18 protein-coding genes and 1 pseudogene are annotated in these 24,884 nt (G+C 70.8%); 6 read left to right on the top strand and 13 right to left on the bottom strand.

Annotated features, from left to right (window positions below; all coding sequences use genetic code 11):
- Positions 1-331: response regulator transcription factor (locus B072_RS43200; RefSeq protein ID WP_018530659.1), on the top strand; the 331-nt coding region annotated here is incomplete at its 5' end.
- Between the two features lie 60 nt (positions 332-391).
- Here the strand turns inward: B072_RS43200 and B072_RS48170 are convergent.
- The 4 genes and pseudogenes from B072_RS48170 to B072_RS0114360 all read right to left on the bottom strand — a co-directional run bounded on the left by B072_RS48170 (position 392) and on the right by B072_RS0114360 (position 5,963).
- Positions 392-667, bottom strand: coding sequence for a hypothetical protein (locus B072_RS48170; RefSeq protein WP_158689192.1), 276 nt, complete (start codon positions 665-667; stop codon positions 392-394).
- 169 nt (positions 668-836) lie between these two features.
- Positions 837-1,175: a MerR family transcriptional regulator gene (locus B072_RS0114385; protein WP_018530657.1), complete on the bottom strand. Its 339-nt coding sequence runs from the start codon at positions 1,173-1,175 to the stop codon at positions 837-839.
- Positions 1,176-1,939: 764 nt separating this feature from the next.
- Positions 1,940-2,866, bottom strand: a pseudogene (locus B072_RS43195) (NAD-binding protein); the annotation flags it as partial.
- A 1,615-nt stretch (positions 2,867-4,481) separates the two neighbouring features.
- Positions 4,482-5,963, bottom strand: a complete 1,482-nt coding sequence (locus B072_RS0114360) for a long-chain-fatty-acid--CoA ligase (protein ID WP_018530655.1) — start codon at positions 5,961-5,963, stop codon at positions 4,482-4,484.
- 261 nt (positions 5,964-6,224) lie between these two features.
- Between B072_RS0114360 and B072_RS0114355 the strand changes: the two genes are divergently transcribed.
- Positions 6,225-7,565: an MFS transporter gene (locus tag B072_RS0114355; protein WP_018530654.1), complete on the top strand. Its 1,341-nt coding sequence runs from the start codon at positions 6,225-6,227 to the stop codon at positions 7,563-7,565.
- Between the two features lie 58 nt (positions 7,566-7,623).
- Entirely contained in the window at positions 7,624-9,957 is a 2,334-nt protein-coding gene (locus B072_RS0114350; protein ID WP_018530653.1) for an arylsulfatase, read from the top strand.
- Positions 9,958-10,009: 52 nt separating this feature from the next.
- Here B072_RS0114350 and B072_RS43185 read toward each other — a convergent pair whose 3' ends face one another.
- The 4 genes from B072_RS43185 to B072_RS0114330 all read right to left on the bottom strand — a co-directional run bounded on the left by B072_RS43185 (position 10,010) and on the right by B072_RS0114330 (position 13,954).
- Positions 10,010-11,401, bottom strand: a complete 1,392-nt coding sequence (locus B072_RS43185; protein WP_018530652.1) for a DUF1214 domain-containing protein — start codon at positions 11,399-11,401, stop codon at positions 10,010-10,012.
- Between the two features lie 114 nt (positions 11,402-11,515).
- Positions 11,516-12,052, bottom strand: a complete 537-nt coding sequence (locus tag B072_RS0114340; RefSeq protein WP_018530651.1) for a 2,4'-dihydroxyacetophenone dioxygenase family protein — start codon at positions 12,050-12,052, stop codon at positions 11,516-11,518.
- 45 nt (positions 12,053-12,097) lie between these two features.
- Positions 12,098-13,186 carry a zinc-binding dehydrogenase gene (locus B072_RS0114335; protein ID WP_018530650.1) on the bottom strand — a complete coding sequence of 363 codons (1,089 nt, stop codon included), beginning with the start codon at positions 13,184-13,186 and terminating at the stop codon, positions 12,098-12,100.
- A 51-nt stretch (positions 13,187-13,237) separates the two neighbouring features.
- The gene (locus B072_RS0114330) at positions 13,238-13,954 is read right to left on the bottom strand and encodes an SDR family NAD(P)-dependent oxidoreductase (RefSeq protein WP_018530649.1); all 717 of its coding nucleotides are present in this window, start codon (positions 13,952-13,954) and stop codon (positions 13,238-13,240) included.
- Positions 13,955-14,096: 142 nt separating this feature from the next.
- Here B072_RS0114330 and B072_RS43180 point away from each other — a divergent pair, with 142 nt between their 5' ends.
- Together B072_RS43180 and B072_RS0114320 are read left to right on the top strand one after the other, a co-directional pair.
- On the top strand, positions 14,097-15,170 hold the full coding sequence (locus tag B072_RS43180) for an AraC family transcriptional regulator (RefSeq protein ID WP_018530648.1): 1,074 nt from the start codon (positions 14,097-14,099) through the stop codon (positions 15,168-15,170).
- Positions 15,171-15,279: 109 nt separating this feature from the next.
- Positions 15,280-16,227, top strand: a complete 948-nt coding sequence (locus B072_RS0114320; protein WP_018530647.1) for a helix-turn-helix domain-containing protein — start codon at positions 15,280-15,282, stop codon at positions 16,225-16,227.
- A 52-nt stretch (positions 16,228-16,279) separates the two neighbouring features.
- Here the strand turns inward: B072_RS0114320 and B072_RS0114315 are convergent, their stop codons facing one another.
- Complete coding sequence (locus B072_RS0114315) at positions 16,280-19,969, bottom strand: S8 family peptidase (protein WP_078506420.1); 3,690 nt, start codon at positions 19,967-19,969, stop codon at positions 16,280-16,282.
- Positions 19,970-20,141: 172 nt separating this feature from the next.
- The gene (locus B072_RS0114310) at positions 20,142-20,522 is read right to left on the bottom strand and encodes a DUF6415 family natural product biosynthesis protein (RefSeq protein ID WP_026245816.1); all 381 of its coding nucleotides are present in this window, start codon (positions 20,520-20,522) and stop codon (positions 20,142-20,144) included.
- Between the two features lie 230 nt (positions 20,523-20,752).
- Here B072_RS0114310 and B072_RS49630 point away from each other — a divergent pair, with 230 nt between their 5' ends.
- Positions 20,753-21,325, top strand: coding sequence for a DUF1269 domain-containing protein (locus B072_RS49630; RefSeq protein WP_018530644.1), 573 nt, complete (start codon positions 20,753-20,755; stop codon positions 21,323-21,325).
- Positions 21,326-21,394: 69 nt separating this feature from the next.
- Here B072_RS49630 and B072_RS45520 read toward each other — a convergent pair whose 3' ends face one another.
- Genes B072_RS45520 through B072_RS0114290 form a run of 3 tightly spaced genes read right to left on the bottom strand, consistent with a single transcriptional unit; the run spans position 21,395 to position 24,876 of the window.
- Positions 21,395-22,120, bottom strand: a complete 726-nt coding sequence (locus tag B072_RS45520) for a GAF and ANTAR domain-containing protein (protein ID WP_018530643.1) — start codon at positions 22,118-22,120, stop codon at positions 21,395-21,397.
- Positions 22,121-22,134: 14 nt separating this feature from the next.
- The gene (locus tag B072_RS48165; protein WP_018530642.1) at positions 22,135-22,983 is read right to left on the bottom strand and encodes a GAF and ANTAR domain-containing protein; all 849 of its coding nucleotides are present in this window, start codon (positions 22,981-22,983) and stop codon (positions 22,135-22,137) included.
- A 24-nt stretch (positions 22,984-23,007) separates the two neighbouring features.
- Positions 23,008-24,876 carry a CheR family methyltransferase gene (locus B072_RS0114290; protein WP_018530641.1) on the bottom strand — a complete coding sequence of 623 codons (1,869 nt, stop codon included), beginning with the start codon at positions 24,874-24,876 and terminating at the stop codon, positions 23,008-23,010.
- Positions 24,877-24,884: the final 8 nt, after the last annotated feature.

The raw sequence follows: 24,884 nt of genomic DNA, 5'->3' as shown, positions 1-24,884 counted from the left end.
CGCGCTGCGGGACATCCGTGCCGGCCAGACCGTGCTGGACCCGAGCATCGTGGACTCCCTGGTGACGCGCCGGGACGGCATCGCCATCGACGACCTGACCCTGCGCGAGATCGACGTCCTGGAACACATCTCCCACGGGCTGTCCAACCGGGGTATCGCCGCCGCGCTCTTCATCTCGGTCAAGGCCGTCGAGAAGTACGTCAGCGTCATCTTCCGCAAGCTCGGACTCACCGACCAGCCCCTGGTCGACCGCCGGGTCACCGCGGCACTCACTTTCCTGAGTGCCCAGAACGACGGAGCCCCCATGCCCCAGCGGACACCGATCCACTGATCCACCGCCCCCGAAGCCTGCCGGGCAGCGGCCGCTGGCCGATCAGCTCTGCATGCCCCACTACATCTGGCCATCTACCCGGAGACTCAGGGAGTAGCGGCCCGGAAGGACTGCTGGAGGCGTCGCCAGCAGATGATGGCGCAGCTGAGGGTGGGGGAAGGTCCGGGGGACGTCGGTGCGGATCTCCCAGCGGATGCGGAGCCGGCGGAACCAGTGCAGGAGGGGGAAGGCTGCCTCTACGACCCAGTGGTTCTTGCCCAGGCCGCCGCCCTGACCGGTGTTGCGGCGGGCGACGAGAGGGCGGATACCCAGGTCTCGTACCTCACGGCGGTGCATGTCGTGGTCATGGCTGCGGTCGGCGTCGAGGACGTCGGGGCACCTGGTCCGGCCGATACATGGTTCAGCAGACCTTGTTCCACTGACTGATCCCGCCGAAGCGGGAGTCAATCCTCTACTGCGCGATCAGCGAAGAAGCTGTCGGGGAGACGGGCGATGCCACGTCTGTTCAGGGCGCAGTCGTCGGGTTGGCCGATTCGGCGGCGCGGCGGTATTCGGCGTTGATGCGCTGGGCTTCTTCGAGCTGGTCTTCGAGGATGACGATGCGGCAGGCGGCCTCGATGGGCGTGCCCTGGTCGACGAGTTCCCGTGCGCGGGCGGCGATGCGCAGCTGGTAGCGGGAGTAGCGGCGGTGTCCGCCCTCGGAGCGCAGCGGAGTGATGAGACGTGCCTCGCCGATCGCGCGCAGGAAGCCCTGGGTGGTGCCGAGCATCGCGGCGGCCCGGCCCATGGTGTAGGCGGGATAGTCGTCGTCATCGAGCCGGTTGAACGAGTCGTCTGCTGTCATTGGACCTCTCTGTGGAACGCGTCGAGGGGCCCGGGCGCCTTATGGCACCCGGGCCCCGAAGGAACTGCTACACCATCTGCCGGCCCTGATACTGCACCGGCCTTCTGTTTCCGCCGACCCGACCTGGAATATGTCGGGACCGCGGGGATCGCGGTTGCTTGACCGGAGACCACCTCACTATCGATGTCCTGCGGTACCCGGGCTCAGCGATTCTGCCCGGGCGATCCTGATGGCGCTCGGCTCCTCCGTTCTTCCCTCTTGATCAACTACTTACTGAAGGGGACTTCGTACTGCTGGAACTGCGTACTACTGGAACTGCGTACTGCTCAGTGGCCTGCGGCAGCGCCACTCTTCGGCAGCCAGCCCCGTCGCCCGTCCTGCGTCTGCTCTGGCTTAGAACCCCACTGCCGAACTTCCCGGTGCGCGCGCCCGCAGCCGACGCCTTCACCGAGGTACTGCTCACTCGACTTCACTGCTGGGTACTGCACTTGCGGGTACTGCGGTACTGCTCTTGGCGGCCCCTGATCACTGCGGGCCGCCCGGTCCGGTCGTCAGCCCCGTCGCCATCCTGCAAAAGCTCTGGCTTCGGAACTCCACCACCGCACCGTCCTGCGCACTGCGGTTACTGCTGCCCGCCAGTTCATGTCTGCCGGGCCCTGCTCGATCTCGGCTACGAGAGAAACCATAACCACACCACCACCCAATGTCTACTCCGGCCGACATAGATTTCTGACCGGGCGGCAGAGAGGTAATCGATCCTCGGCATAGAAGTAGTGGCCGGTGGTCCGGCACCGGGTGCGTGGTCGCCGACCTGGGTGCGGGTGTAGACGTCGGGGAGCCCGGCGAGGTCGAGTTCGTCCTCGCTGGAGGTGACGGTGGCGACGTAGGCGCCGTTGCGCAGGTGGGAGAAGTCCTCGCCGCGCAGGGACACCGCGCCGGTGGCGCACAGGACCAGGCCGGCGCCGGTCAGGGCGGCCTCGCGGTCGCGGGCGACGGTGAAGCCCTGGGAGAGGGCCTGGGTGCGGCGGACGGGGTCGATGTCGAAGACGGTGACCTGGACTCCCTTGGCATGCAGGAGGCGGGCGATGGAGGAGCCGAGCTTGCCGAAGCCGATCACCAGGGCGGGGCGGCCGTGGAGGATGTCGCCGCGGTCGCGCATGACGGCCTCGGTGGAGACGACGACGGACTGCCCGACGAGGTAGTCCTCCGGGTCCTTCAGCGGTGAGCGGGCGACCGAGACGACCGGGCAGGGCAGCTTGTCGAGGTTCTCGTAGCGGCGGTGGCCGCTCTCGGTGTCCTCGACGACTCCCGCGAGGCGGCCGGTGAAGCGGCTGTGCAGGTCAGGGAGTGAGGGGGGCGAAGTAGCCGCCGACGTCCAGCAGGCTCACGGTCTCGCCCGCGGCCCGGGACTCGAGATGGTCCAGGGCGGAGTCGGCGTCGGTGAACTGCTCGCGGGAGAGCGTGTCGACGGGGTGGGTCTGTTCGATCTCGCGGCGGGCGGCGGCGCTGACGGACTTGGGCTTGGGCAGCGCTGCTGCCAGGCGGGTCGTGGTGGCGACGGCCCGGACGAAGGCGGGGCACTCCGGCAGGAGGTGCGTGACCAGGAACGACGCGGTCTGCTCAGCCGGGGTGAACTGGGCCGCGATGCGAGCGAAGTAGGCGTCCAGGCGGGCGCGTTCAAAGGTTTCCATGGCGGTTCCCTCTCATCCATCCGTCCATTCGGATCGGGGCCGTGCGGGGAAGCTTCAGCGGTCAGAGGGCGGGTGCGCGGCTGAACAGCACCTGGAGAGCATCCGGGATCGCGCCCGGGGCGATGAGGGCTGGGCTGTGGGAGATCGGGATCTGGGCGAGTCGCTGCCGCCCGGTGCGGTGCCAGGCCGGGGCCAGGTGGTGATCGAGACCAGCCGCCGGATCGCGGGTCCGTTCGGGTCGAGGACGGGGATCATGCCGTCGGCCCTGCTACGCCCGGAGTCTTGAAGCACGACCAGACGATCTTCCCGGCCGGGGCACGGTCCTCGACTCCGCAGCCATCGGAGAGCGCGGCCACCAGCACGCGACCCCGAGAAACTGTGACGCCTCAGGCAACGGCTTCTGGTGCTCGTGGACTCTGTGGTGCGAGGAGGTGAGCCATGAGAGACACGGCAAGAGCGGCAACTGACGCCGGTGGGGGGTCCGCGGACTTCCAGGCGTTCGTCATCGGGCGGTGGTCCCGGCTGATGCGGACCGCGTATCTCCTGACAGGAGAGCAGTACGCGGCGGAAGACCTCGTGCAGGGTTGCCTGGAGCGGACGTATGTGGCCTGGCGGAAGGTGTCGCAAACCCGGGACCCGGATGCCTACGTGCGACGCATCATGGTCAACACGCACGCGCGCAGGTACCGCAGGGGGCTCAAGGAGTTCCTGTCGCGGAGTGACGACCCGGGGCTGGGGCGCGATCTGCCGGAGCGCGGGGACCGCATCGCGCAGGCCGTCGAGCGCTCCGATCTGGTTGCCGCCCTCTCCCAACTGCCGGTCCGGCAAAGGGAGGCCGTTGTGCTGCGGTATTGGGAGGACCTGAGCGAGACACAGACCGCCGCGGCGATGGGGTGCTCGGTGGGCACCGTGAAGAGCAATACGGCCGGTGCGTCCTTCGGGCTTTCAGCCCGCTGCTTCTTGGCGGCTGCGGTACGGCAGGGGTCGGAGCAGTACTTCTGGCTGCGGGGGCGCCACGACTCCATCACTGAGCCGCAGACCGCGCATGGCCGACCCGCTGGCTCGGAGGTGCTGATGTCGGCGTCGTCGGTGCTGCCGAAGCCGTGGTCCACAGGCTGTCCTCGGGTCGAGTGGGCGACTGGAGTTCGCGAACGCGCAGGTGCGAGCGGACGCGCGGGAGGCGTGCCTCCCTTGCCGGGCGATCAGCCGCTGGGAGAAGCCGACCAAGATCTTCTCTCAGACTTCTCCCAAACGATCTCCGGGAACGCCCCTGACCTGTTGTTTCAGCTGTCGGGGTGGCGGGATTCGAACCCACGGCCTCTTCGTCCCGAATCGGCCGCGCTCCCCGCCTGGTGGATCATCACGGGCTGCGGCGCCGCCGTCCTTTTGCTCGCCGCTCGCCTCGTACCTGCCCACTCTCCCGCACCGCCCACGGCCCGCTCGACACGACGGCGCACGAGCCAAACAGCGGATCGTGACCGGGTGCGGCAGCGCGGTGGTGCCGGGCACGGAGCCACCCACGCCGTCTGCCGCGCCACCGGTCATCCATGTCACGCCCCCACTGGGCCCGACCGTGACTCCGGGCTGCCCGCCGGGCCGGCCACCGCGGCGGTGTCTAGGACAGCTCCCGCTTGAGGATCTTGCCGGTGGGCCCCTTGGGGAGTGCGTCCACGAGGCGGATGGTTCGCGGGTACTTGTACGGGGCGACCCGGGTCTTGACGTAGTCGTGCAGGTCCTCCGGTGTGGCCGTCGCGCCGGGCTTGAGGGCGAGGACCGCTCGGACCTCTTCGCCGTGCAGGTCGTGCGGGACGCCGATGACGGCGGCCTCGGCGACGGCCGGGTGCGTGTAGAGGACCTCTTCGATCTCGCGCGGGTAGACGTTGTAGCCGCCCCGGATGATCAGGTCCTTCTTGCGGTCGACGATGAAGTGGTGGCCGTCCTCGTCGCGTCGGGCGAGGTCGCCGGTGCGGAACCAGCCGTCGGTGAAGGCGGCGGCGTCGGCCTCCGGGCGGTTCCAGTAGCCCCGCATGACGTTGGGGCCGAGGACCGCGATCTCGCCGACCTCTCCCTGGGCGACCTCCTTGCCGTCGTCGTCGATGAGGCGGACCTCGACGCCCTCGACGGGGATGCCGATCGAGCCGGGCTTGCGGACGCCGTCGACCGCGCCGAGCGTGACCACGGGGGACGTCTCGGACAGGCCGTACCCCTCGACGACCGGGCAGCCGAACGCCGCTTCGAAGCGGTGCAGTACGTCGACGGGCATCGCCGAGCCGCCGGTCGCCGCGACCCGGACCGCCTCCGCTCCCGTCCCGCCGGCGGCGTCCGCCGCCGCGAGCAGCGCCACGAACATGGTGGGCACGCCCTCCATGACGGTGACCCGGTCGCGGGTCAGGATGTCCAGTGCCTTGGCGGCGTCGAAGCGGGGCAGCAGCGTCACGCAGGCACCGGTCAGCACGGCCGCGTTCAGGCCGCAGGTCTGGCCGAAGACGTGGAAGAACGGCAGGCCGCCGAAGACGGTGTCGTCGCCGGTGATGCCGAGCAGCCCGGAGACGGTCTCGGTGTTGCTGCGCAGGTTGCCGTGGGTGAGGACGGCTCCCTTGGGGCGGCCCGTGGTGCCCGAGGTGTAGAGGATCACGGCCGGGTCGTCGTCCGTCCGCTCCACGATCCCGGCGGAGGGCTCCACACGGGAGAGGGCGGTGGCGAAGTCCTGGCCGGTGACATCGGTGCAGGTGATACCCAGTTGCTCGGCGGCGGCCCGCGCCTCCGGTAGCGACGGTCCGCTGGTGAGGATGGTGCGGGCCCCGCAGTCCCCCGCGCTGTAGCCGATCTCGCCCGACTTGAGGAGGGGGTTCATCGGCACGACGACGGCGCCCGCGCGCAGCGCCCCGTAGTAGACCACCGCGAAGTGCGGGACGTTGGGCAGCATGATCGCGACGCGGTCGCCCGGTACGACGCCCTCGGCGGCGAGCCAGGCGGCCACCCGGGCGCTGTGCTCGTCCAGCGTGCGGTAGTCGAGCACGTGGTCGTCGAGGCGGAGGGCGGGGCGGTCGGGGTGGGCCTCGGCGGTGTGTGCCAGGTTGCGGGCGAGATTGGTCACCGTCGACCTCTTTCCTGCGGGATGTTCCGGGCGGGCGGGTCCTACGTTGCCGCAGCGGCCCCCGGCGAGTCTTGACCGTGGGCGACAAAGTCCGGGCAGGTCAGGGCGGTCATGCGGAGGGGAGCCGGTGGCGCAGGGCTTGTCATAGGGCGACAACATCTTGACGTCACGTGACAAGGGCGTGGCAGGCGACAGGGGTGATCGTGTAGCGCACCACCTCTCCCAGGGCCCCGCGGCCCTCGCCGAAGAACGGTGCACGACATGGTCAACTCGCGGTCCCTGACCGTCGGCCGGATGGCCGGCTGGGGCGTCGGCGCCTTCGCGTCGAACGCCTTCAACACCCTGCCCGGCCTGCTGCTGCTCATCTACATGACGGACGCGCTCGGGGTCCCGGCGGCGCTCGCCGGTGTCGTCGTCGCCGTGCCGAAGCTGTTCGACCTGGTGGCGAGCCCCTGGCTCGGCGCCGTCAGCGACCGCGAGGCGACGCGCACCGGACGGCGACGCCGGCTGATGACGTCGGGCGCGCTGATCCTTCCGTTCGCGTTCGTGGCCACCTTCAGCTCTCCGGTGCGCGGGGACGCCGCCGCCCTGTGGGTGTTCGCGGCGTTCCTCGCCGCGTCGGCCGCCTACCTCTGCTTCCAGGTGCCGTTCACCGCGCTGCCCGCAGAGATGTCCGAACTGCCGCGCGAGCGGACCCGGTTGATGACCTGGCGGACCCTGTTCTTCACGCTCGGCATGCTGGTGGGCGGAGTCGCGGGCCCGCTGATGACGGAGAAGGGCACCCCGGCGGCGTACCGGACCATGTCCGTGATCATCGGCGTGGTGCTGCTCGTCGTACTGCTCGTCCCCGTGCTGTCCACGCGCCAGGTCCGCTCGCGGCCCGCGGCGGACGTGCCCTCGCTGCGCGCGGCGTTCCGCACGGCCCGCGGCAACCGGCCGTTCGTGCTGCTGTCGGCGGTGCTGTTCCTGTACTTCGTCTTCACCGTGATGATCCTGACCGGCCTGCCCTACGCCGCCACGTACTTCCTCGGCGGCAAGAAGGAACAGGCCACCGTTTTCCTGGTGTTCGCGCTCAGTTCCACGCTGGCCGTGCCCGGCGCGGGCGCGCTCGCCCGCCGGTACGGCAACGTGCCCGTCCTGCTGACCGGCCTCGGGCTGTGGGCGGCGGGCGGCGTCGCCCTGTACGGCGCCGTGGGCGTCGGGGTCGCGGCCACCGCGGCCGTCAGTGTCCTGGCCGCGCTCGGGCAGGCCGCCGGGCTCGTCGCGATGTACGCGCTGCTCACCGACTGCGTCCGTATCCAGGCCGAGCGCACCGGGCACGACAGCGCCGGTGTGCTCTCCGGGGTGTGGACGGCGGTCGACACGGCGGGGCACGCTCTCGGCCCGGTCGCCTACACCGTCGTCCTGTCCCTGACCGGCTACGCGTCCTCGACCCTGGACCACCCGGTCACCCAGTCCGCGACCGCGCTCGAAGGCATCCGTATCGCCTTCTCGGCCCTGCCCGGACTGCTGCTCCTGACCACGCTCCCCCTGGTGCTGCGTTACCGCCGCGCCGTCTCGGGCCCGATGAACGGCACGGCCGCGCAGCCGGCCGACGCCTGACCCGCGGTCCCACCGCACCATCCGCACGATCCGCACCATCCCGAAAGGACCACCCCCCGTGGTGAATCCGGCCTACCGCGCCACCCTCCCGATCCAGCAGCCGAAGCGCCCGCACGCGACCCCGATGGACGTACGGGACGCCGAGCAGCCCGCGCCGCTGGAGCGGATACGCCCGCCCAAGGGCGCCCCCAACGTGCTCATGGTCCTCGTCGACGACATGGGGTTCGGCGCCTCGTCCTCGTACGGCGGCCCCTGCTCCATGCCGACCGCCGAGCGGCTCGCTGAGGGCGGCCTCAAGCTGAACCGCTTCCACACCACGGCCATCTGCTCCCCCACCCGCGCCTCGCTGCTCACCGGCCGCAACCACCACACCGTCGGCGCCGCCGGCATCACCGAACTGGCCACCAGCCACGACGGATACACCTCCTCGCGCCCCGACTCGTGCGCCCCGATCCCGGAGATCCTGCGCCGCAACGGCTACAACACCTTCGCCTTCGGCAAGTGGCACCAGACACCCACCTGGGAGACGTCCCGCTCGGGTCCGTACGACCGCTGGCCGACGGGTGAGGGGTTCGAGCGGTTCTACGGGTTCATGGGCGCCGAGACCGACCAGTGGTACCCGAACCTGTACGAGGGCACCACGCCGATCCCGACGCCGACCGAGCCCGGCTACCACCTCAGCGAGGACCTCGCCGACCGGGTCATCGCCGACATCCGCGAGCAGCAGGCCGTCACCCCCGACCAGCCGTTCTTCGGCTACCTCGCGTTCGGCGCCTGCCACTCGCCGCTCCAGGCGCCCAAGGAGTACATCGACGCGTACCGCGGGCAGTTCGATCACGGCTGGGACGAGCAGCGCGAGCGGACGCTGGCGAAGCAGAAGGAGCTGGGCCTCGCGCCCGAGGACAGCGAACTGAGCGCCCGCCCCGCCGAGATCCCCGCCTGGGCCGACCAGTCCGAGGACGCCCGGCGGCTGTACGCGCGGATGATGGAGGCGTACGCCGGGATGGCGACGCACACCGACGCGCAGGTCGGCCGCGTCGTCGACGCGTTGCAGGAGATGGGCCTGCTCGACGACACGCTGATCCTGTACATCATGGGCGACAACGGCGCGAGCGCCGAGGCCGGTCCGGACGGCTGCGTCAACGAGTACGCGACGTACAACATCGTCCCCGCGAGCGTGGAGTCGATGCTGGAGCGCGTCGACGAACTCGGCGGCCCGAGCCTCTACAACCACTATCCGGTGGGCTGGGCGCACGCCATGAACACCCCGTACCAGTGGACGAAGCAGATGGCGTCGCACTGGGGCGGCACCCGGGTCGGCACGATCGTGCACTGGCCGGCCGGGATCGACTCGCCCGGCGGCATCCGCGACCAGTTCACACACGTCAACGACGTGGCGCCGACGCTCCTCGACCTGGCCGGCATCCCCGAGCCGACGTCGGTCAACGGTGTGGCACAGAAGCCGATGGAGGGCGTCTCGTTCGCGTACGCGCTGAACGACGCCGACGCCGCCGAGCGGCACACCACGCAGTACTTCGAGATCTTCGGCAACCGCGGGATCTACCACGAGGGCTGGTCCGCGTGCACGAAACACGAGGTCCCGTGGGAACTCGCCGGTGAGCAGCGGCCGTTCAGCGAGGACACCTGGGAGCTGTACGCGCCCGGCGACCACGCCCAGGCGCGCGACCTCGCGGCCGAGATGCCGGACAGGCTGGAGCGGCTCAAGGAGCTGTTCCTCATAGAGGGCGCCAAGTACAACGTCTTCCCGCTCGACGACCGCAAGGCGACCCGGGTCTTCAACGAGGAGGTGGGCCGCCCCACGGTCGGCAGCACCACGTCCGTCTCCCTGTACCCGGGCATGCGCGCCCTGCACGAGTCGGTGCTGCCCTCCACCCGGAACCGTTCCTGGTCCCTCACGGCCGACATCGAGGTCACCGCGGACCCGGCGCGCGGCGTGATCGTGGCGCAGGGCAGCCGGTTCGCGGGCTGGGCCCTGTATCTGCGGGACGGTGCCCCGGTGTTCCACTACAGCTGGGTGGACGTGGAGCGGTACGAGATCGCGGCGCCGGAGCGGCTCGCGCCGGGCCGGCACGAGGTGCGCTACCGCTTCACGTACGACGGCGGGGGCGTCGGCAAGGGCGGTCTCGGCGAGCTGTTCGTCGACGGCGAGCCGGCGGGCTCGACCCGCCTGGAGCACACGGTGCCGTTCATCTACCACATGACCGACGGCCTCGACATCGGCGAGGACAACGGCAACCCGGTCACCGACGACTACGGCACGGACCGCGGTGTGTTCACCGGCGGCCGCGTCCACAAGGTCATCCTGGACAGCGGCGACGACGCCCACGAGGACCCGATGGGCGAGGCGAAGGCGAAGGCGTCCCTGCAGTAGTAGCGAGAGACGGGGCCCCGTACGCGTGTGGCGTACGGGGCCCCCTTCCGTCTCACACCCGGTGCACGGGCGGTGGTGTCCACTTCCCTTCGGTGATCTCGGGCTTGGCCCAGTAGGCGCGGAGCGTCAGCTCGAACTCGCCGCGCGGCGCGGGCAGCCAGTTCGACCGGTGTTCCCCGGCGGGCGGTTCGTGCTGGATGTGGAGCGTGAGGGAACCGTCGGCCTCGTACGTCAGGGACCTGCTCTTCGTCCCGATCGAGTAGCGGCCGAGTTCGTTCGGGGCGAAGAAGTGCTCCGGGTTGTAGAGCGTGAGCGACCAGAACCCGTTCACCGGCGGAACCTGTCCGGGCGGGAAGGTGATCGTGTAGCGCCGGTCGCCGTCGAGGCGCCGGTCCCGGCTGTCGTGCTCCAGGAAGAAGTAGCGGGTCTCCTCGGGCTGGTTCACGTACATGTTCGACTTCGCCGTCGCCGCGCGCGTGAGGTGGTCGAAGCCCCAACGGGCCACGTTGAGCGGCGTGTTCCAGCCGCCGGTCACGCGGGTGCCGTTGGTACGGAAGTCGAACAGCGGCGCGATGACCGTGGCCTCCGTCTCGGCGGCGGCCTCCTTGACCGCCGTCGCGACAGCGGGGTCCGCGGCGGCCGCGGCCAGCAGCGCCCGCGTCATGGCGTACCGCGACTCCTCGCCCGGCAGCGGCGGGACGCGGTCGAGGATGCCGGGCAGCTCGTCGAAGAACGTCCCGGGGTCGACCCACTGACGCTCGCCCGCCGACGTGTCCCCTCCGGGGAAGTGCGGGACGCTGCGCCAGTCCACGGACTTCGGGCTGCCGGTGTGGGTGCTGAGGGGGTGGATGACCAGCTGGTTCAGGAGCGGCTGTACGGCCTCCAGATCCTCGGGGGTGTCGTCGAGGAACACCCGGGGGCCGATGGCCACCAGCTCGGTGGGAGAGCGCAGCACGCCGGTGATGCCGTCGGGCACCTTGCCGTCCCAATGCGGCCCGACGACAAGGTAGTTGCCTGGTTCGGTGCCGTACTGGAGGCCGAGCCTGGAGAATTCCTCGCTGCGGGCGTCGTACAGGGAGCAGACCCAGTAGCGGTCACCGAACTCCGGTACCTGCACCACGACCGGGTCGTCGTCCACCGCGCCGTAGCCGAATCCGTAGACGACGTCCTGGTTGGGGTGGGCCACCCAGCGCTGAGCGGGGTCGACGTACTGGCTCAGCATCGTCACGTGGCCGATGGGGGCCGCCGGCAGGACGCCGTCGACGAGTCCGGGCTCCGGTGCCGCGGCGAAGGAGGCACGGCGGTGGAAGGCGTTGACGATCGGCCAGCCCCACACGTACACGTCCCGCGCGAGCAGCCGCGCGAACTCCGCCGTCATCACCGTGCCCGGCGGCACCCCTCCCACCTCGTGTGCGGCTGTCGGCGCCGGGTTCTGATGGCTCATCACGGACCTTTCTCCTTACGTGTTACGTGGTCGATGGCACTGCGCGGTCCCATGACGTGGGGGCCGGACGGAAGCGCGTGCTCCCGTCCGGCCCCCGCGTCCTGCCTGTGCGGCTCATGCCTCCTTGGGGGCGGCGTAGCGGGCGGCGCCACCCGTCAGGTAGTTGACGTCGAGGCCCTGTGCGGCGGACAGCTGCCGGGTCAGGCCCTGGATGGTCACGGCGTCGAGCACGGAGTGGAACTGGCCCTCGTCCGTGAAGTTGATGTTGGCGCCGTAGACGACGTACAGGACGACCGTGTCCTCGGTGTTGGTGTCGGGCACGAACAGCTTGTGGACCGAGGCGCCGGGCTCGTACAGGTACGAGCCCTCGATCTGCGGCTGGTCCGGGTACTCGCGGTACGCCCACGAGCCCTTGAGGGTGTACGCGTGCACGGCGCCGGTGTGCAGGTGGATGGGGAGTTCGGCGCCCGGGGCGAAGTGGGCGAGCACCACCCAGACGCCGACCTCGGGGTCGAGGAACAGCGGCTGGTAGTGGATGCCCGGGCCGAGCGAGTCCTTGATGACGGGGATGTCGTTGACGTTCAGCGTCAGCAGTTCGCCCTGCGGGAGCGACATGACGGGAAGCTTGGCGGCGGAGGGCTGGTCGGCCATCTGCGGTCTCCTCAATTGGGTTGTTTCGTAAGGGAGTTGAAGGAATCAGAGCCCGGGGACGATCAGGATCTTGGCGTCCTTCTCGGGATCGGCGAGACTCCGGCAGGCGTCCGCGACCCCGTCCAGGCCGACCCGACCGGTGATGAGCGGCTCGGCACGCAGTTCCCCGGCGGCGAGGTGGGCGAGGGTCTGCGCGAACTCCTGGACCGTGTAGTAGAGCGAGAAGACCAGGTCGATCTCCTTGAGGATGCCGAACGTCGGCAGGAACCGGTCCTCGGCCATGCACAGGCCCGCGACGATGACCCGTGAACAGGCGGGGGCGCCGGCGAGCACCTGCTGGATGAGGCCGGGCACGCCGACGCACTCGAAGACCACCGACGGGCGGAACGGCAGCTCGGGGAAGAGCGCCGTCTGGCGGCCGTACCGGGCCGGGTCGTCGACGGCCGCGGCCTCGTGCCAGGAGTCGTACGGCGACGTCTCGCGCGGGTCGACGACGATGTCGGCGCCCATCTCGGCGGCCAGCGCACGCCGCGCCGGGGAGAAGTCGGCGGCGATGACCGGGCCGACGCCGCGCATCTTCAGTACGGCGATGACGGCGAGGCCGATGGGGCCGCAGCCGATGACGACGGGGACATCGTCCGCACCGAGGGCGCCGCGGTTCACCGCGTGCAGCGCCACCGCCAACGGCTCGGTGAGCGAGGCCACTTCGCTGGACAGGTGATCGGGCACCGGCATCATCAGCGCCTCGGTGAGCACCATGTACTCGGCGTAGCCGCCGGGCGCCTCGACGCCGCCGAAGCCGAGGTTGACCGGGACGGACCTGGCCAGCACCGGCGGCGACACGACACGGGTTCCGGGTGCGAAGGTGCCCTGGGTGCCCGGGCCGCTCCGCACCACCTCGGCGCAGAACTCGTGGCCCATCACGACCGGCCGGTCCGGGTCGAGCAGGTCGGCGCCGGTCACGGCCTTCACACCGGCGGCCAGGTCGCGGCTGTGGGACACGCAGTGCAGGTCCGAGCCGCAGATGCCGTTGGCGAGGGTCTTCACCAGGACCTCGCCCGGGCCGGGCTCGGGGACGGGTACCTCGGCGAGTTCGAGGGCGTCGTCCTTCAGGAGTACCGCTTGCATCGTCATGGGGTTCCTCATTCGACGGAACGGCAGGGGGTGGACCGAACGGGACGCGGGTCAGCTCGCGCTGTATCCGCCGTCGACCGGGATGGTCACGCCGTTGATCAGGCGGGCGGCCGGGGAGGCGAGGAACAGGGCGGTGCCGGCCAGCTCCTCCGGCTCGCTGAGCTGCCCGCCCGGGATGCGGCTGACGATCGCCTGCGCCGCCTCCGGCACGTCGGCGAGCGGTGCGGTGAGCGCGGTGCGGATCCAGCCCGGCGCGATGCCGTTGACGCGGACGCCCTCGGCGGCCCAGGCGAGGGCGAGGGTCTTGGTGAGCTGGACGATGCCGGCCTTCGCGGCGCCGTAGGCGGGCACCAGCGGGGAACCGAAGTAGCTGTACATCGAGCCGACGTTGATGACGCTGCCGCCGGAGGCCGCGAGCAGGGGACGCAGCGCGGTCGCCACCGAGAACGACCCCGTCAGGTGAATGCCGACGATCTCCTCGAACGTGGCGAGCTCGTACTCCTCCATCGGCGCGGCGCGGCCCGCGCACTGCACCAGCACGTCGAGCCGGTCCAGGTCCTCGGCGAGGGCGCGTACGGCGGCGGCGTCGCGGACGTCGAGCAGGCGGTCGTCGATCCCCTTGCGGGGCTCGGCCGGTACCGGTGAGACGTCGGTGGCGACCACGTGCGCGCCGGCGTCGACGAAGGCCGCCGCGATGGCGCCGCCGATACCGCCACGACCACCGGTGATGAGGACGTGCTTGCCTGATACGTCGAAGTCGACGGGCATCCGAGGGCTCCCTTGCGCCGGATCCGGGACGGTGACCGAGATGGTGACCGGGTTGGTGACCGGGATGGTCAGTGGCCCCAGCTTGCGACGCCTCGCCCGTCACGTCTTGACGTGGGACGACAAGAATTTGACACTTGGCGACATGAGCTCGCTGATCCGTTCCAGTTCCCTCACCGGCTTTCCCGCGCTGGTGAGTTCGCTCGGCGGTGAGCCGAGTCCGCTGCTGCGGCAGGCGGGCATCCGGCCCGAGGTGGTCGAGGACCCGGACGAGTACATCCCCTACCGTGCGCTCGTGACGGCCCTCGACCTCGCGGCCAGAGGGCTCGACCGCCCCGACTTCGGGCTACGGCTCTCCACCCATCAGGGCCTGGACATCCTCGGCCCGGTCGGTGTGATCGGGCGGCACGCCGGCTCGGTGGGCGACGCGCTCGAAGGGATCGGCCGGTTCCTGTACCAGTACAGCCCGGCGATCGAGATCGCCGTGGAGCCGGCGGGCACGGTGGCCGAGTACCACTTCCGGATCCGCCCGCGCGTGCAGCGCAAGCTGATCGACGTGGCCCAGATCGGCGAACTGTCCCTGGGAACCACGCTGCAGATCTTCCGGGTGCTGATCGGGCCCGAATTCAGCCCGATCAGCGTCTCGTTCCTCCACCGGCCCGCGGCCCCCATCGCCACGTACGAAAGCCACTTCGGCTGCCCGGTGTCGGCCGAAGAGGATCACTGGGGCTTCCGCTTCGCGGCCGATGTGCTGGGCCGCCCGGTCGAGGGCAGCGACCCGGCGGTGCGCAGGCTGGTCCTGGAGTACCTGAGCGGCGTGGTCGGCGGCGCCATCGGCAACGGCCTGCCCGCCGAGGTGCGCAGCACTGTCAAGCGGTCGCTGCCCACCCGGCGGTTCAGCCTGGAGGACGTGGCGGAGAGCTTCGCCCTCCACCCCCGCACCCTGCAGAGGCAGTTGGCCACCCACGGCACGACCTTCCAGGAGATCGTCGACGATGTGCGCCGCGAACTCGCGGACCGCTATCTGCGCACCACCGACATGCCGCTCGCGCAGTTGGCCGACGTCCTCGGATACAGCGAGCAGAGCAGCTTCAGCCGCTCGTGCCGCCGCTGGTTCGGGTGCTCGCCTCAGGCGCAGCGGGTGTCGGCGACGGGCCGGACCCCGAGCGCCGCCGACGGCGTGATGGTGCCGTCGAGGACGACACCGTCCGGCCAGTAGGCGCGCGGAAGGCGCGGGGACTCGTACGTTCCCTCACCGTGTGCTTGACCGTCGACCCCTGCGACACTTCAGGCACAACAGTTCGATACGGGCAGGAGTGAGGACGGCAGTGGGCCTTGAGGATCTTGGACTCACGGCGGACGAGGACGCCGTCTACCAGGCGCTGATCGCGTTTCCCTCGGTGCCGTCCGAGCAGGTGGCCGGCATGGTCGCGCTGCCCGGCGACCGGGTGGGCGAGGCGCTCGGCTCGCTGGTGGGCCGGGGGCTGGTGGCCCGGGCGGGTGACGGGCGGCGGTACACGGCGGCGCCCCCGGCCGTGGCGCTGGGGGCCGAACTCGCCGCCCACCGCGAACGCCTGCAGCGCGCCGAGCTCGTCGTGGCGCGGCTCTCGGAGACGTACCGCATGGCCACCGCGGACCGGGCGCAGCGCGAGCTCGTGGAGGTCGTCGAGGGGACCGAGGCGATCCGTGTCCGCTATCTCCAGCTCCAGCTGTCCGCCCGGCGCACCGTCGACATCTTCTCCGCGGGCGCGCCCCGCGCGGTCACCCCGGCGGACAGCGAGGAGGTGACGGCCATCGCCCGTGACGTGCGGGTGCGGGCCGTGATCGACCAGGGGTTCCTGCGCGAGCCGGGTGCCGCCGCGCACGTGACCCAGTCGCTGGCCGACGGCGTGCGGGTGCGGACGGTCACCGAGGTCCCGTACAAGCTGATCCTGTGCGACGACGAGGTGGCGATGCTGCCGCTGCACGGCAGGGAGGCCGACGTGGATCCGGCGGTCGTGCTGCGCGGCGGACTCGCCCACGTGGCACGGGAGTTGTTCGAGCTGGTGTGGGAGCGGGGCCGGCCGTACCAGGATCAGCGGGGCACCGGTATCGACCCGGTCGACGCGGACATCCTGCGGCTGCTGCTCGCCGGGCTCACCGACACCGCGGTGGCCGGGCAGCTGGAGATGTCCGTACGGACTCTGCAGCGCCGGCTGCAGGTGCTGATGGCCGGGGCCGGGGCAACCACCCGCCTCCAACTGGGCTGGTACGCACGGGAGAACGGCTGGGTGTGACGGGCCGGCGGTCCCCCTCCGGACCGCCGGTCCGTCACACCCATGCCTCGGCTCACCGCAGCAGGACCGCCCTGACGACGTCCTGCTGGACGGTGAGTCCGCCGGGGGCGTCGGCCGTGGCGCGCAGCGACACCGAGGTCGCGCCGCGCGGCGTGCTCAGGGCCGTCGTCCACCGGCCGTCGCCGGTCCGCTTCAGCTTCGCGTCCCGCCAGGTCGTCCCCTCGTCGTACGACACCTGGAGCGAGGCCTCGTCCGCCGTCACGTCACCGGGGAACGTCTCGGCGTGCAGACCCAGTTCGAGGCGTGAGCCGGCGCGTACCGCACCCCGCAGGTCCGTGTCGACGTCGTAGCCCAGGTTCAGCAGCGGAAGGTCGGCGCGGAGCGGACCGTCGGCCTTCGGCGCGAGGTCGAAGCCCCATGTCGTGCGCGTGCTCGTGGACGTCTGCCAGGCGGAGCCGGTGCGCTGTCCGGTCGCCACCAGCTCGTACGAGCCCGCGGGGAGGCTGGAGGCCCGTCCCGCCCGGGAGTTGGCCTTGGCCACCTGGGTGTCGCCGCGGTACAGCGCGGTCTGCGCCGTGCCACCGCGTCCGGTGTGGCCGTCGTCGCCGCCGGACAGCATCGGGATGTTCCACTGAAGGGTGCCGGTGCGGGTGTAGGAGGCGGCGTAGTCGGTGCCCAGGCGCGGGGCCTGGACCGGCTTGAACCACGCTCCCTCGTAGGGGTGTCCCGTCGTGTACGACGGCGCGTAGCCGCTCTCGTAGTAGCCCGCGGCGTCGCCGAGCCCCTCGTGCTGCTCCCACCAGGTGCCGACATCGCCCGCATCCGGGGTGACGTACTCGATGACGGTGCGCCCGTACTGCTCGTACGCGTCGCCGCCCAGGGCGGGGCCCCACTTCGGTGCGAAGTAGCGCCCGCCGACGCCGAGGGTGCCCGCCGGAGCGTAGAAGCTGTTGTTCACGCGGGCCAGGTCGCTGTTGTCCGGACGGTAGGTGAGGGACGACGCCGGGATGCCGCCGTCGAATTTCTTCAACAAATCGTAGGTGTAGTCCGGGTATTGACGCTGCGTCACATGGAGTGTTCCGCCGCGTCCCGCCTCGGCCTCCGCGATCAGGCGGGCGCCGTCCCGCTGTGCCACGGACGCGATGGTGACGTCACCGGCGCCGCTGTACGTCTGGTAGAGGCGGCCGCGCGCGTCGTTGGCGACGATCAGCATCGCCGCGCCGGCGTCCGCCGCCGCCTTGGCCCGCGCGTTCGCGGTCACGGCGTCGCTGCGGTCGATCACGACCGCCTTGCCGCGCGCGTCCAGGCCGTCGTAGTCGGCCGCCGCGCCCTGGCCCGCGTACACCGTGCGAAGGGTGTGGCCACCGTCGTGGTAGGCGGTCCCCCCTTGCGGGTCCAGGGTGATCTCGTGGCCGCCGCCGGTCTCGGCGTCGAGCGCCTTCTGCCGCATGCGCCAGTTCATGAACGCCTTCATCGACCCGTCGGCGACCTTCTCGGTCGGCGTCAGGTAGACGGAGTCGTACTTGGCGGGCAGCAGCAGGGAGCTGGACCAGTCCGTGGCAGCGGGGTCGGCGAAGTCGCGGGAGAGGCCGAAGACCGTCTGCGTCGTCTCGCTCTCGCGCTCGGGAACCGCCGACACCTTGCGTGCCGTACGGGCGTCGAGGACCGCGGTGCCGTTCGGATGGGCGGCGTCCAGGGTGACCTCGGGCGAGAGCAGCAGCGCCTCACCGAGCGAGTCGGAGCTCTCGCCGGGCACGTCCATGTACGAGGAGGCCGAGTAGCGGCCCGGGGGCAGGCGCAGGGTGGTCTCGCCGTCGGCGTCGACGGCGATGTACCTGGGCTCGTCCGCGGTGGGGTCGTAGAAGGCCACCGTGTCGGCGGTGGGATTCCCTTCGCGGTCCTTCACCTTGATGGTGAGGTCGTACGCCTCCCGCTCCTTGAACAGCGCGAAACCCGTGTGCGCCACCACGGAGTGCGAGGCGGCGTCCGTGGCGGTGACCTGGCCGGAGTACATGGTGCCCGCGGCGGCCTTCGCCGGGTCGAGGGTGAGGGTGACCTCGGCGGTGCCGTGCGCCGGGACCTTCACCGAGGAGGCGGACAGGGAGTACGCGTCGTCGGCCGTGCCCGTGGCGAGGTCGAGGGTGACGTCCGTGTCGCCGTCGTTGCGGTAACCGATCGTGCGCGAGGCCGACTTGGCGTCGGCGTTGGGCCACTTGTACACGGCGGCCTCGACGGAACCCGTCGCCTCGATGGTCGTGTCCAGTGCGGCGGACACGTCGACCCGGCCGGTGCCGGACTCGTACGGTGTCTCGCCCGTCCGGTGCGCGGTGGTCATCAGCGCGGCCTTGACGCGCGCGCCGCTCCAGTCGGGGTGCCGCTGCTTCAGGATCGCGGCCGTGCCCGCGACGAGCGGCGTGGCCATCGACGTGCCGCTCATCGTCCGGTACAGGCCGCCGGTCCAGCCCGGCACCGACTGGGAGGCGGCGGCGGTGACGTCCACGCCGGGCGCCGAGACGTCGGGCTTGAGACCGTAGGACCCGATGAGCGGGCCCTGGCTGGAGAAGTCGGCGCGCTCGTCGTCGCGGTCGACGGCGGCCACGGTCAGTGCGGAGGCCGCGGCGCCCGGGGTGCCGATGGTGCCCTGGTCGTAGGCGTTGCCCGCGGCGATCACGTACAGCGGGCCGCCGTCGGCCGACAGGGCGTTCACGGCCTGCGACGTCGGGTCCAGGCCGTCGGAGCCGTCGGGCGAGCCGAGGCTCATCGAGACGATGGCGGCGCCCTGTTCCTTGGCCCACTCCATTCCGGCGATCGCGTCGGACTCGTTGCCCGTACTGGCGTTGGAGAGCACCTTGCCGATCAGCAGGCGCGCGCCCGGGGCCGCGCCCTTCTCCTTGCCGTCGGAGGCGGCGCCGGTGCCGGCGATGGTGGAGGCGGTGTGGGTGCCGTGGCCGTTGCCGTCGTCGACGCCCTCACCGGCCACGAAGCTCTTCGACGCGTCGACCTGGCCCACGAGGTCCGGGTGGTCGAGGTCGGCGCCGGTGTCGAGCACCGCGACCTTCACGCCCGTACCGTCAAAGCCCTTCTGCCAGGCGTCGGTCGCCTTGATCCGCGCGGTCTCGTCGGCGAGGGATGCCTTCACCTTCCCGTCCAGCCACAGCTTGCCGATGCCGCCGTCGAAGGTGCGCGGGGCCTTGCCGGGGGCGATGTCCTTCCAGAACTCGGAGGCGTCGTCCTTGTCCGTGTGCAGCGCGGTCGCGTCGATCGACGTCAGCGTGCGGACCTTCGCGGCGCCCTTCGGGGCGGCCGGGGGCCGGGCGGACCGGGCGTCCCGGGGCGCCGTCGCGATCAGCGGCACGGAACCGGCGTGCGCGTCGTCGTACCCCATGGCCACCAGCTCGGTGACGTTGAACAGGCGCGGGTCCAGCTTGTCGGCGGCCAGCAGGGGCATCGCCGCCGTCGGGACGACGTAGGTGTCGTCGCCGCGGGTCTGCACCTGCACCCCGCCGCCGTCCTCGTCGGCCTGATCGACCGTGACGATGTCGCGGCGGCCGGGCAGGTCGGTGTAGTGCACGACATCGCCCGTGACCAGGGTGACGTCGTACGACCGTGCGTCGGAGCCGCTCGCCGGCCCGGCCGGCGCGGAGGCGCCCGCCGCGGTGGCCGACACCCCTGCCCACCCGGTGAGCGCCATGGTCAGCGCGGTTGCGGCCGGGAGGTACCGGCGCCTGGATATGGGTCTCATGGGGAAGGGTTTAGCTGGCGGTGCCGCCCCGGCGCAGCTGTCAGCGGTGGCGGATGTCCGTCATGGCGGAAACCGGACTGCCGCCTTCAGTCCTGGACCGGTCGCGGGGACGGCCGCTCCGCGGATGGTTCCCGCGTGATCGGGCGAGCCTCGACGGCTCGGCGCCCCCGCCTCACCGGCAGGCCCCGCCCAGCGTCTCGTAGTGGTCGCACATCGCGACGACGGACCGGGCGAGGCGGCGGTTGTGGGCGGCCAGGGCCGGCAGGCCGGGGCGGGGCTCGACGGTCAGGCGGGACCATGCCTCGCCTGCGCCGACGCGGGCGCAGCTGGCGGGTACGTCGTCGGTGGGCAGTACGGAGGCGAGGCTCAGGACCTCGGGGACGGCGAGTATGACCATGCCGCGCAAGGTGAGGGCGAGGGTGTGCTGCTCTTCGGGGGTGGGTGGTTCGGCGTCCTCGGCGAGCAGGCGGCGCGCGGTGGCGCGCATGGTGGCGACGTCCATGGGCCGCCCCTCACGCCCTTCGGCGGGCGGAACGTGAGCGGAAGCTTTCATGTGTCGGCGCTCCTTGTCGGCGTGGGCCACGCCCGGGACCGTTCGTGCGGCTGCCGGGGCCTTTTATTCCGTCGGAGCACTCGATTCGGATGCACTTCGTTCCCGGTCGGCCGACTTCGTGAGCAGAAACGAACAGTGAGTGACGTTCACTCCCGAGAGGCATAAATAGGACAAGGCACTTAAACTCGGGCACGTCGCACACGCTGGACAAGCCTCGGAGGAGTGCACCCATGAGCAATCTGTTCGTCGTCGCCTACAACGACCTCGCCACCGCCAACCAGGTTCGCGACAAGGTCCTTTCGATGACCCGTGAGCATCTGGTCGAGCTCGAGGACATCGTCGTCGTCGAGCGGCGCGAGAGCGACGGGAAGATCAAGCTGCACCAGGCCGTCAACCACACCACGACCGGTGCCGCCGGTGGCGCGCTGTGGGGCGGAGTCATCGGGATGCTGTTCCTGGTGCCGTTCCTGGGAGCCGCCGTGGGCGCCGCCGCCGGAGCGGCGGGCGGGGCCGTGACGGACACCGGCATCAACGACAACTTCATGAAGGAGCTCAGCCAGAACCTCCGGCCGGGCGCCGCCGCCGTCTTCGCCCTGGTGAAGCAGGCCGCCAAGGACAAGGTCGTGCCGGAACTCGCCGTGCTCGGCGGGCAGTTGGTGCAGACCTCGCTGAGCACCGAAGAGGAAGAGGCGCTGCGCGAGATGGCGAAGGCCGCGCAGGAGAAGGCCCAGTCACAGGAGACGGCTCAGGCCCAGGAGACGGCTCAGGCTCGGGAGACGGCTCAGGCCACCGTCGCCTCCTGACCCGCCGAGCTCGTACGACGGCCGTTCCGGCAGGTGCCGGGGCGGCCGTCGGAGTCTGTACAGGGCACTTCAGTCGACGGGCAGTTCGTCCTTGCCCTCGGTGATCTCGCGGGCCACGTCCGCCACCTTGCGCTGACGGGACCGGGCGTAACGGCGTAAGCACTCGAAGGACTCGTCGAGCGTGAGGTCCCGGCGAGCGGCGATGATGCCCTTGGCCTGTTCGACGACGACGCGGCTGGACAGGGCGTGCTCCAACTGGCCTGCCAGCACCCGGCCTTCGGACACCTCACGCTGCAGCGACAGGGTGTGCGCCGCGGTCTCGGCCAGCGAGCGGGCCAGCGCGAGCGCGTGCTCGTTCAGCGGGCTCCCCGGGTCGGCGAGCAGGACGAGCGCGCCGCTCGGGCCGTCCTTGCCGTACAGCGGCAGCGAGGTGACCCGGCCGATGCCCAGGGAGCGGGCGCGGGAGACCCAGCGTGGCCAGCGCACGCGCGAGGGTCCGGTGTCGATGTCCACGTCGATGAGGGCGCAGCCCGTGGCCCGCGCGTCGCAGCCGGGGCCCTCACCCCAGGCGACGGCGTCGAGGACCAGGGAGCGCAGGGCGGCGTCGGTACCGTCGGTCTGCACGAGGCGGCCGCGGCCCGGCACGTACTGGACGATCGCTCCCCGCGCGCCGAACAGCCTCCTGCCGCTGTCCACGAGCGTGGCGAGCAGGGTCTGCGTGTCGAGCGGATCGCGAGCGGCCTCACCCGTCAACCGGGTGAAGAACGCGGCGAGTTCCTGCTCCTGCAGCGTCACGGTGGAGACCTCTCTTAGCCGAGTTTGAGTTGTCCATGGACGATATCCCGGGCGACGTCCGCGATGGGTCGGCCGTCGGAGAAGGCGCGGGCTTTGACCAGTTCCAGTGCGTCCGCGACACGGCAGTTGAGCCGGCCCGCGACCATTCCGGCCGCCTGGTGCACCTCCGCCCGGTAGTCGATGCCGCCGAAGAAGCCGGGAATCGCGTCGCATCCGAGGAAGACGCTGCGGGTCAGGGCGTCGGCGACCTGCGTGAAGAGCGTCGCGGACGCCGATTCGGGCTGTGGGTCGAAGACCGCGAGGGCGCCGATGCACTCGCCGGGCACCTCGAGCGGCACGGCCACCACCTTCTCGATGCCCAGCTCCATGACGGCCGGGCCGTAGCCGGGCCAGCGCGAGGCCAGGCCGTCGCCCGACACGTCCACGGGTCCGCGGGCGAGCACCGCGTCACGGGCCGGCCCCTCCCCCAGTACGTACTCCAAGTCCTGGGCGCCGCGCGAGGGTTGGTCGGAGGAGGCGGTGGCGAGCTGGTTCTGCTCCGCGTCGATCAGGGTCACCGCGACGCTGGCGGTACCGCACACCTCCGCGACACCGGTCATGAACAGGGGCGGCGGGCCACCGTCCCTGATCCACCGCCCGGCGCGGCGCGCATGGGACTGCAGCAGCTCCGCGGCGACCTGGTGCCGGTTCCCCGTGGTGCGGTGGAGATGGGCGAGACGGATGTGGAGCGGGTCCGCCGTGTCGAGAGCGAGCTGCTCGTACCGACGCGCGATCGTGAAATTGCGGTCGGCTCGCTCGCGTGCCTTGGCCGCCCGCTGCCAGGCGAGTGCGGCCTCTGCGGGCGAACCGCCCTGGGGGTCCATGCTTTTCAGCGTACGCCCATCAGCTCAGGAAGCGCCGTCGCTCCGGTCTTCTTCCATCAGGAGCACGACTCCGCCGCGGTGGCCGTCGAACGGACTGCAGTGCACGGTGCAGACGATGCTTCGGCCGAGGCGGTTCACGGCGGCGATCTCCACGGGCAGGCCGCGCTTGCGGGTCTTGATGCAGTCCTCGACGACGGGGCGCAGCCGGCCGGTCGGCAGCCCGAAGTCCAGGCCGAAGAAGGGCTGTTCGGACGCCTCGTCCGCGCGCAGGCCCCACAGGTCGGCGGCGCCGCGGTTCCAGCTCTTGACGGTGAGGTCCTTGTCGAGGACGACGACGGCGGCCGCGATGGAGGTGAGGACGCCCTCCAGGAAGGCGCGGGCCTCGTCGAGCTCCTCGCTGCGGATGCGCATCTCCTCGTTCATGGTCTCCAGTTCCTCGTTGCCGGACTGGAGTTCCTCGTTGGTGGTCTCCAACTCCTCGTTCGTGGACTGGAGTTCCTCGTTCGTCGTCTCCAGTTCCTCGATGGAGGACTGGAGTTCCTCGTTGGTGGTCTCCAACTCCTCGTTCGTGGACTGGAGTTCCTCGTACGCGGTCTCCAGATCCTCACGCACTCGCTTGACCTCGGCCTTGAGCTGGGTGGCGACGGTGACGTCGGTGAACGTGATGTTGGTGGCGGCGGACAGGCCGCCCGTACCGGCCAGCGGCTGGACCAGGATGTCGAAGTACTGGAGGTCCTCGCCGGACCTGCGCTCGGCGCCGTTGATCCGCAGGGTGCGGCGTTCGTGCGTGGCCTGGTCGATCAGGGAGCGCAGTTCGACCGGACGGTAGGAGACCTCGAGGTCCTGGAAGGGGCGGCCCACGTCGCTCGCGGTCAGGCCGAACTGGGCGCGGGCGTGGTGGTTGATGAAGACGACGATGCCCTCGGTGTCCACGGCGAGTGCGGCGCCGGGCGAGGAGTCGAGGATCAGGTCGCGCAGCTGGCGGTTGCGGGCCACGCTCTGCATCTCGCCGCCGAAGCCGGTGCGCAGCTTGACCCCGGTGGGCTGGTAGGGCGTGGCGTGGCCGCCGGGCCGGCGGCGGAAGATGCGCTGGCGCATGGAGACGACGTCGAACCGGTCGGCGTCGTTGAGCAGCATCTCGGCCTTGCCGAGGAAGAGGAAGCCGCCCTCGCGCAGCGCGAAGTGGAACCGGTCGATGATCTGGGTCTGCGCCTCGACGTTGAAGTACATCAGCGCGTTGCGGCAGACCAGCAGGTCGAGGCGGGAGATGGGGGCGTCACGGGTGATGTCGTGGCGGCCGAAGATGACCCGGCGGCGCAGGTCGGAGCGGAAGCTGTACTGCGAGCCGTTCTGCTCGAAGTACTTGTCGCGCAGCTCGGCGGAGAGCGGTTCCAGGGTCCTGGCCGGGTAGAGGCCGGAGCGGGCGTCGCGCAGCGCCTCGTCGTCGACGTCGGTGCCGTAGATCTTGACGCGGGTCAGGGCCTCGTCGAGGCCGAGCGCCTCCGCGAACATGATCGCGAGGGAGTACGCCTCCTCGCCGCTGGAGCAGCCCGCGCTCCACACCCGGATCTCCTCCTCCGCGCCGAGCTGGGCGAGGAGTTCGGGGAGCACCTCGCGCTGGAGGTACGTCCAGGCGTCGGCGTCACGGAAGATGGAGGTGACGTTGATGAGGATGGTGTTGAAGAGCGAGCTGAACTCGTCGGTGTTCGTCTCGAGCTGGTCGCGGTAGTCGGAGTACGACTCGATGCCGATGTCGGCCATGCGCTTGCGGATGCGGCGGCCGAGGGACGAACGTTTGTAGCCGGTGAAGTCGAAGCCACGGGCGTCCCGCAGGAATTCGAGAAGGTCCTCCAGCTCCTCGTCCGGCTCCGCGTCGCGGGGTACTTCGCTCATCGTCTGCT

This window comes from Streptomyces sp. HmicA12 (assembly GCF_000373565.1).
GTDB lineage: Bacteria > Actinomycetota > Actinomycetes > Streptomycetales > Streptomycetaceae > Streptomyces.
Note: the sequence above shows the minus strand (reverse complement) of the source record. Positions and strands in the feature narration are given on the sequence as shown.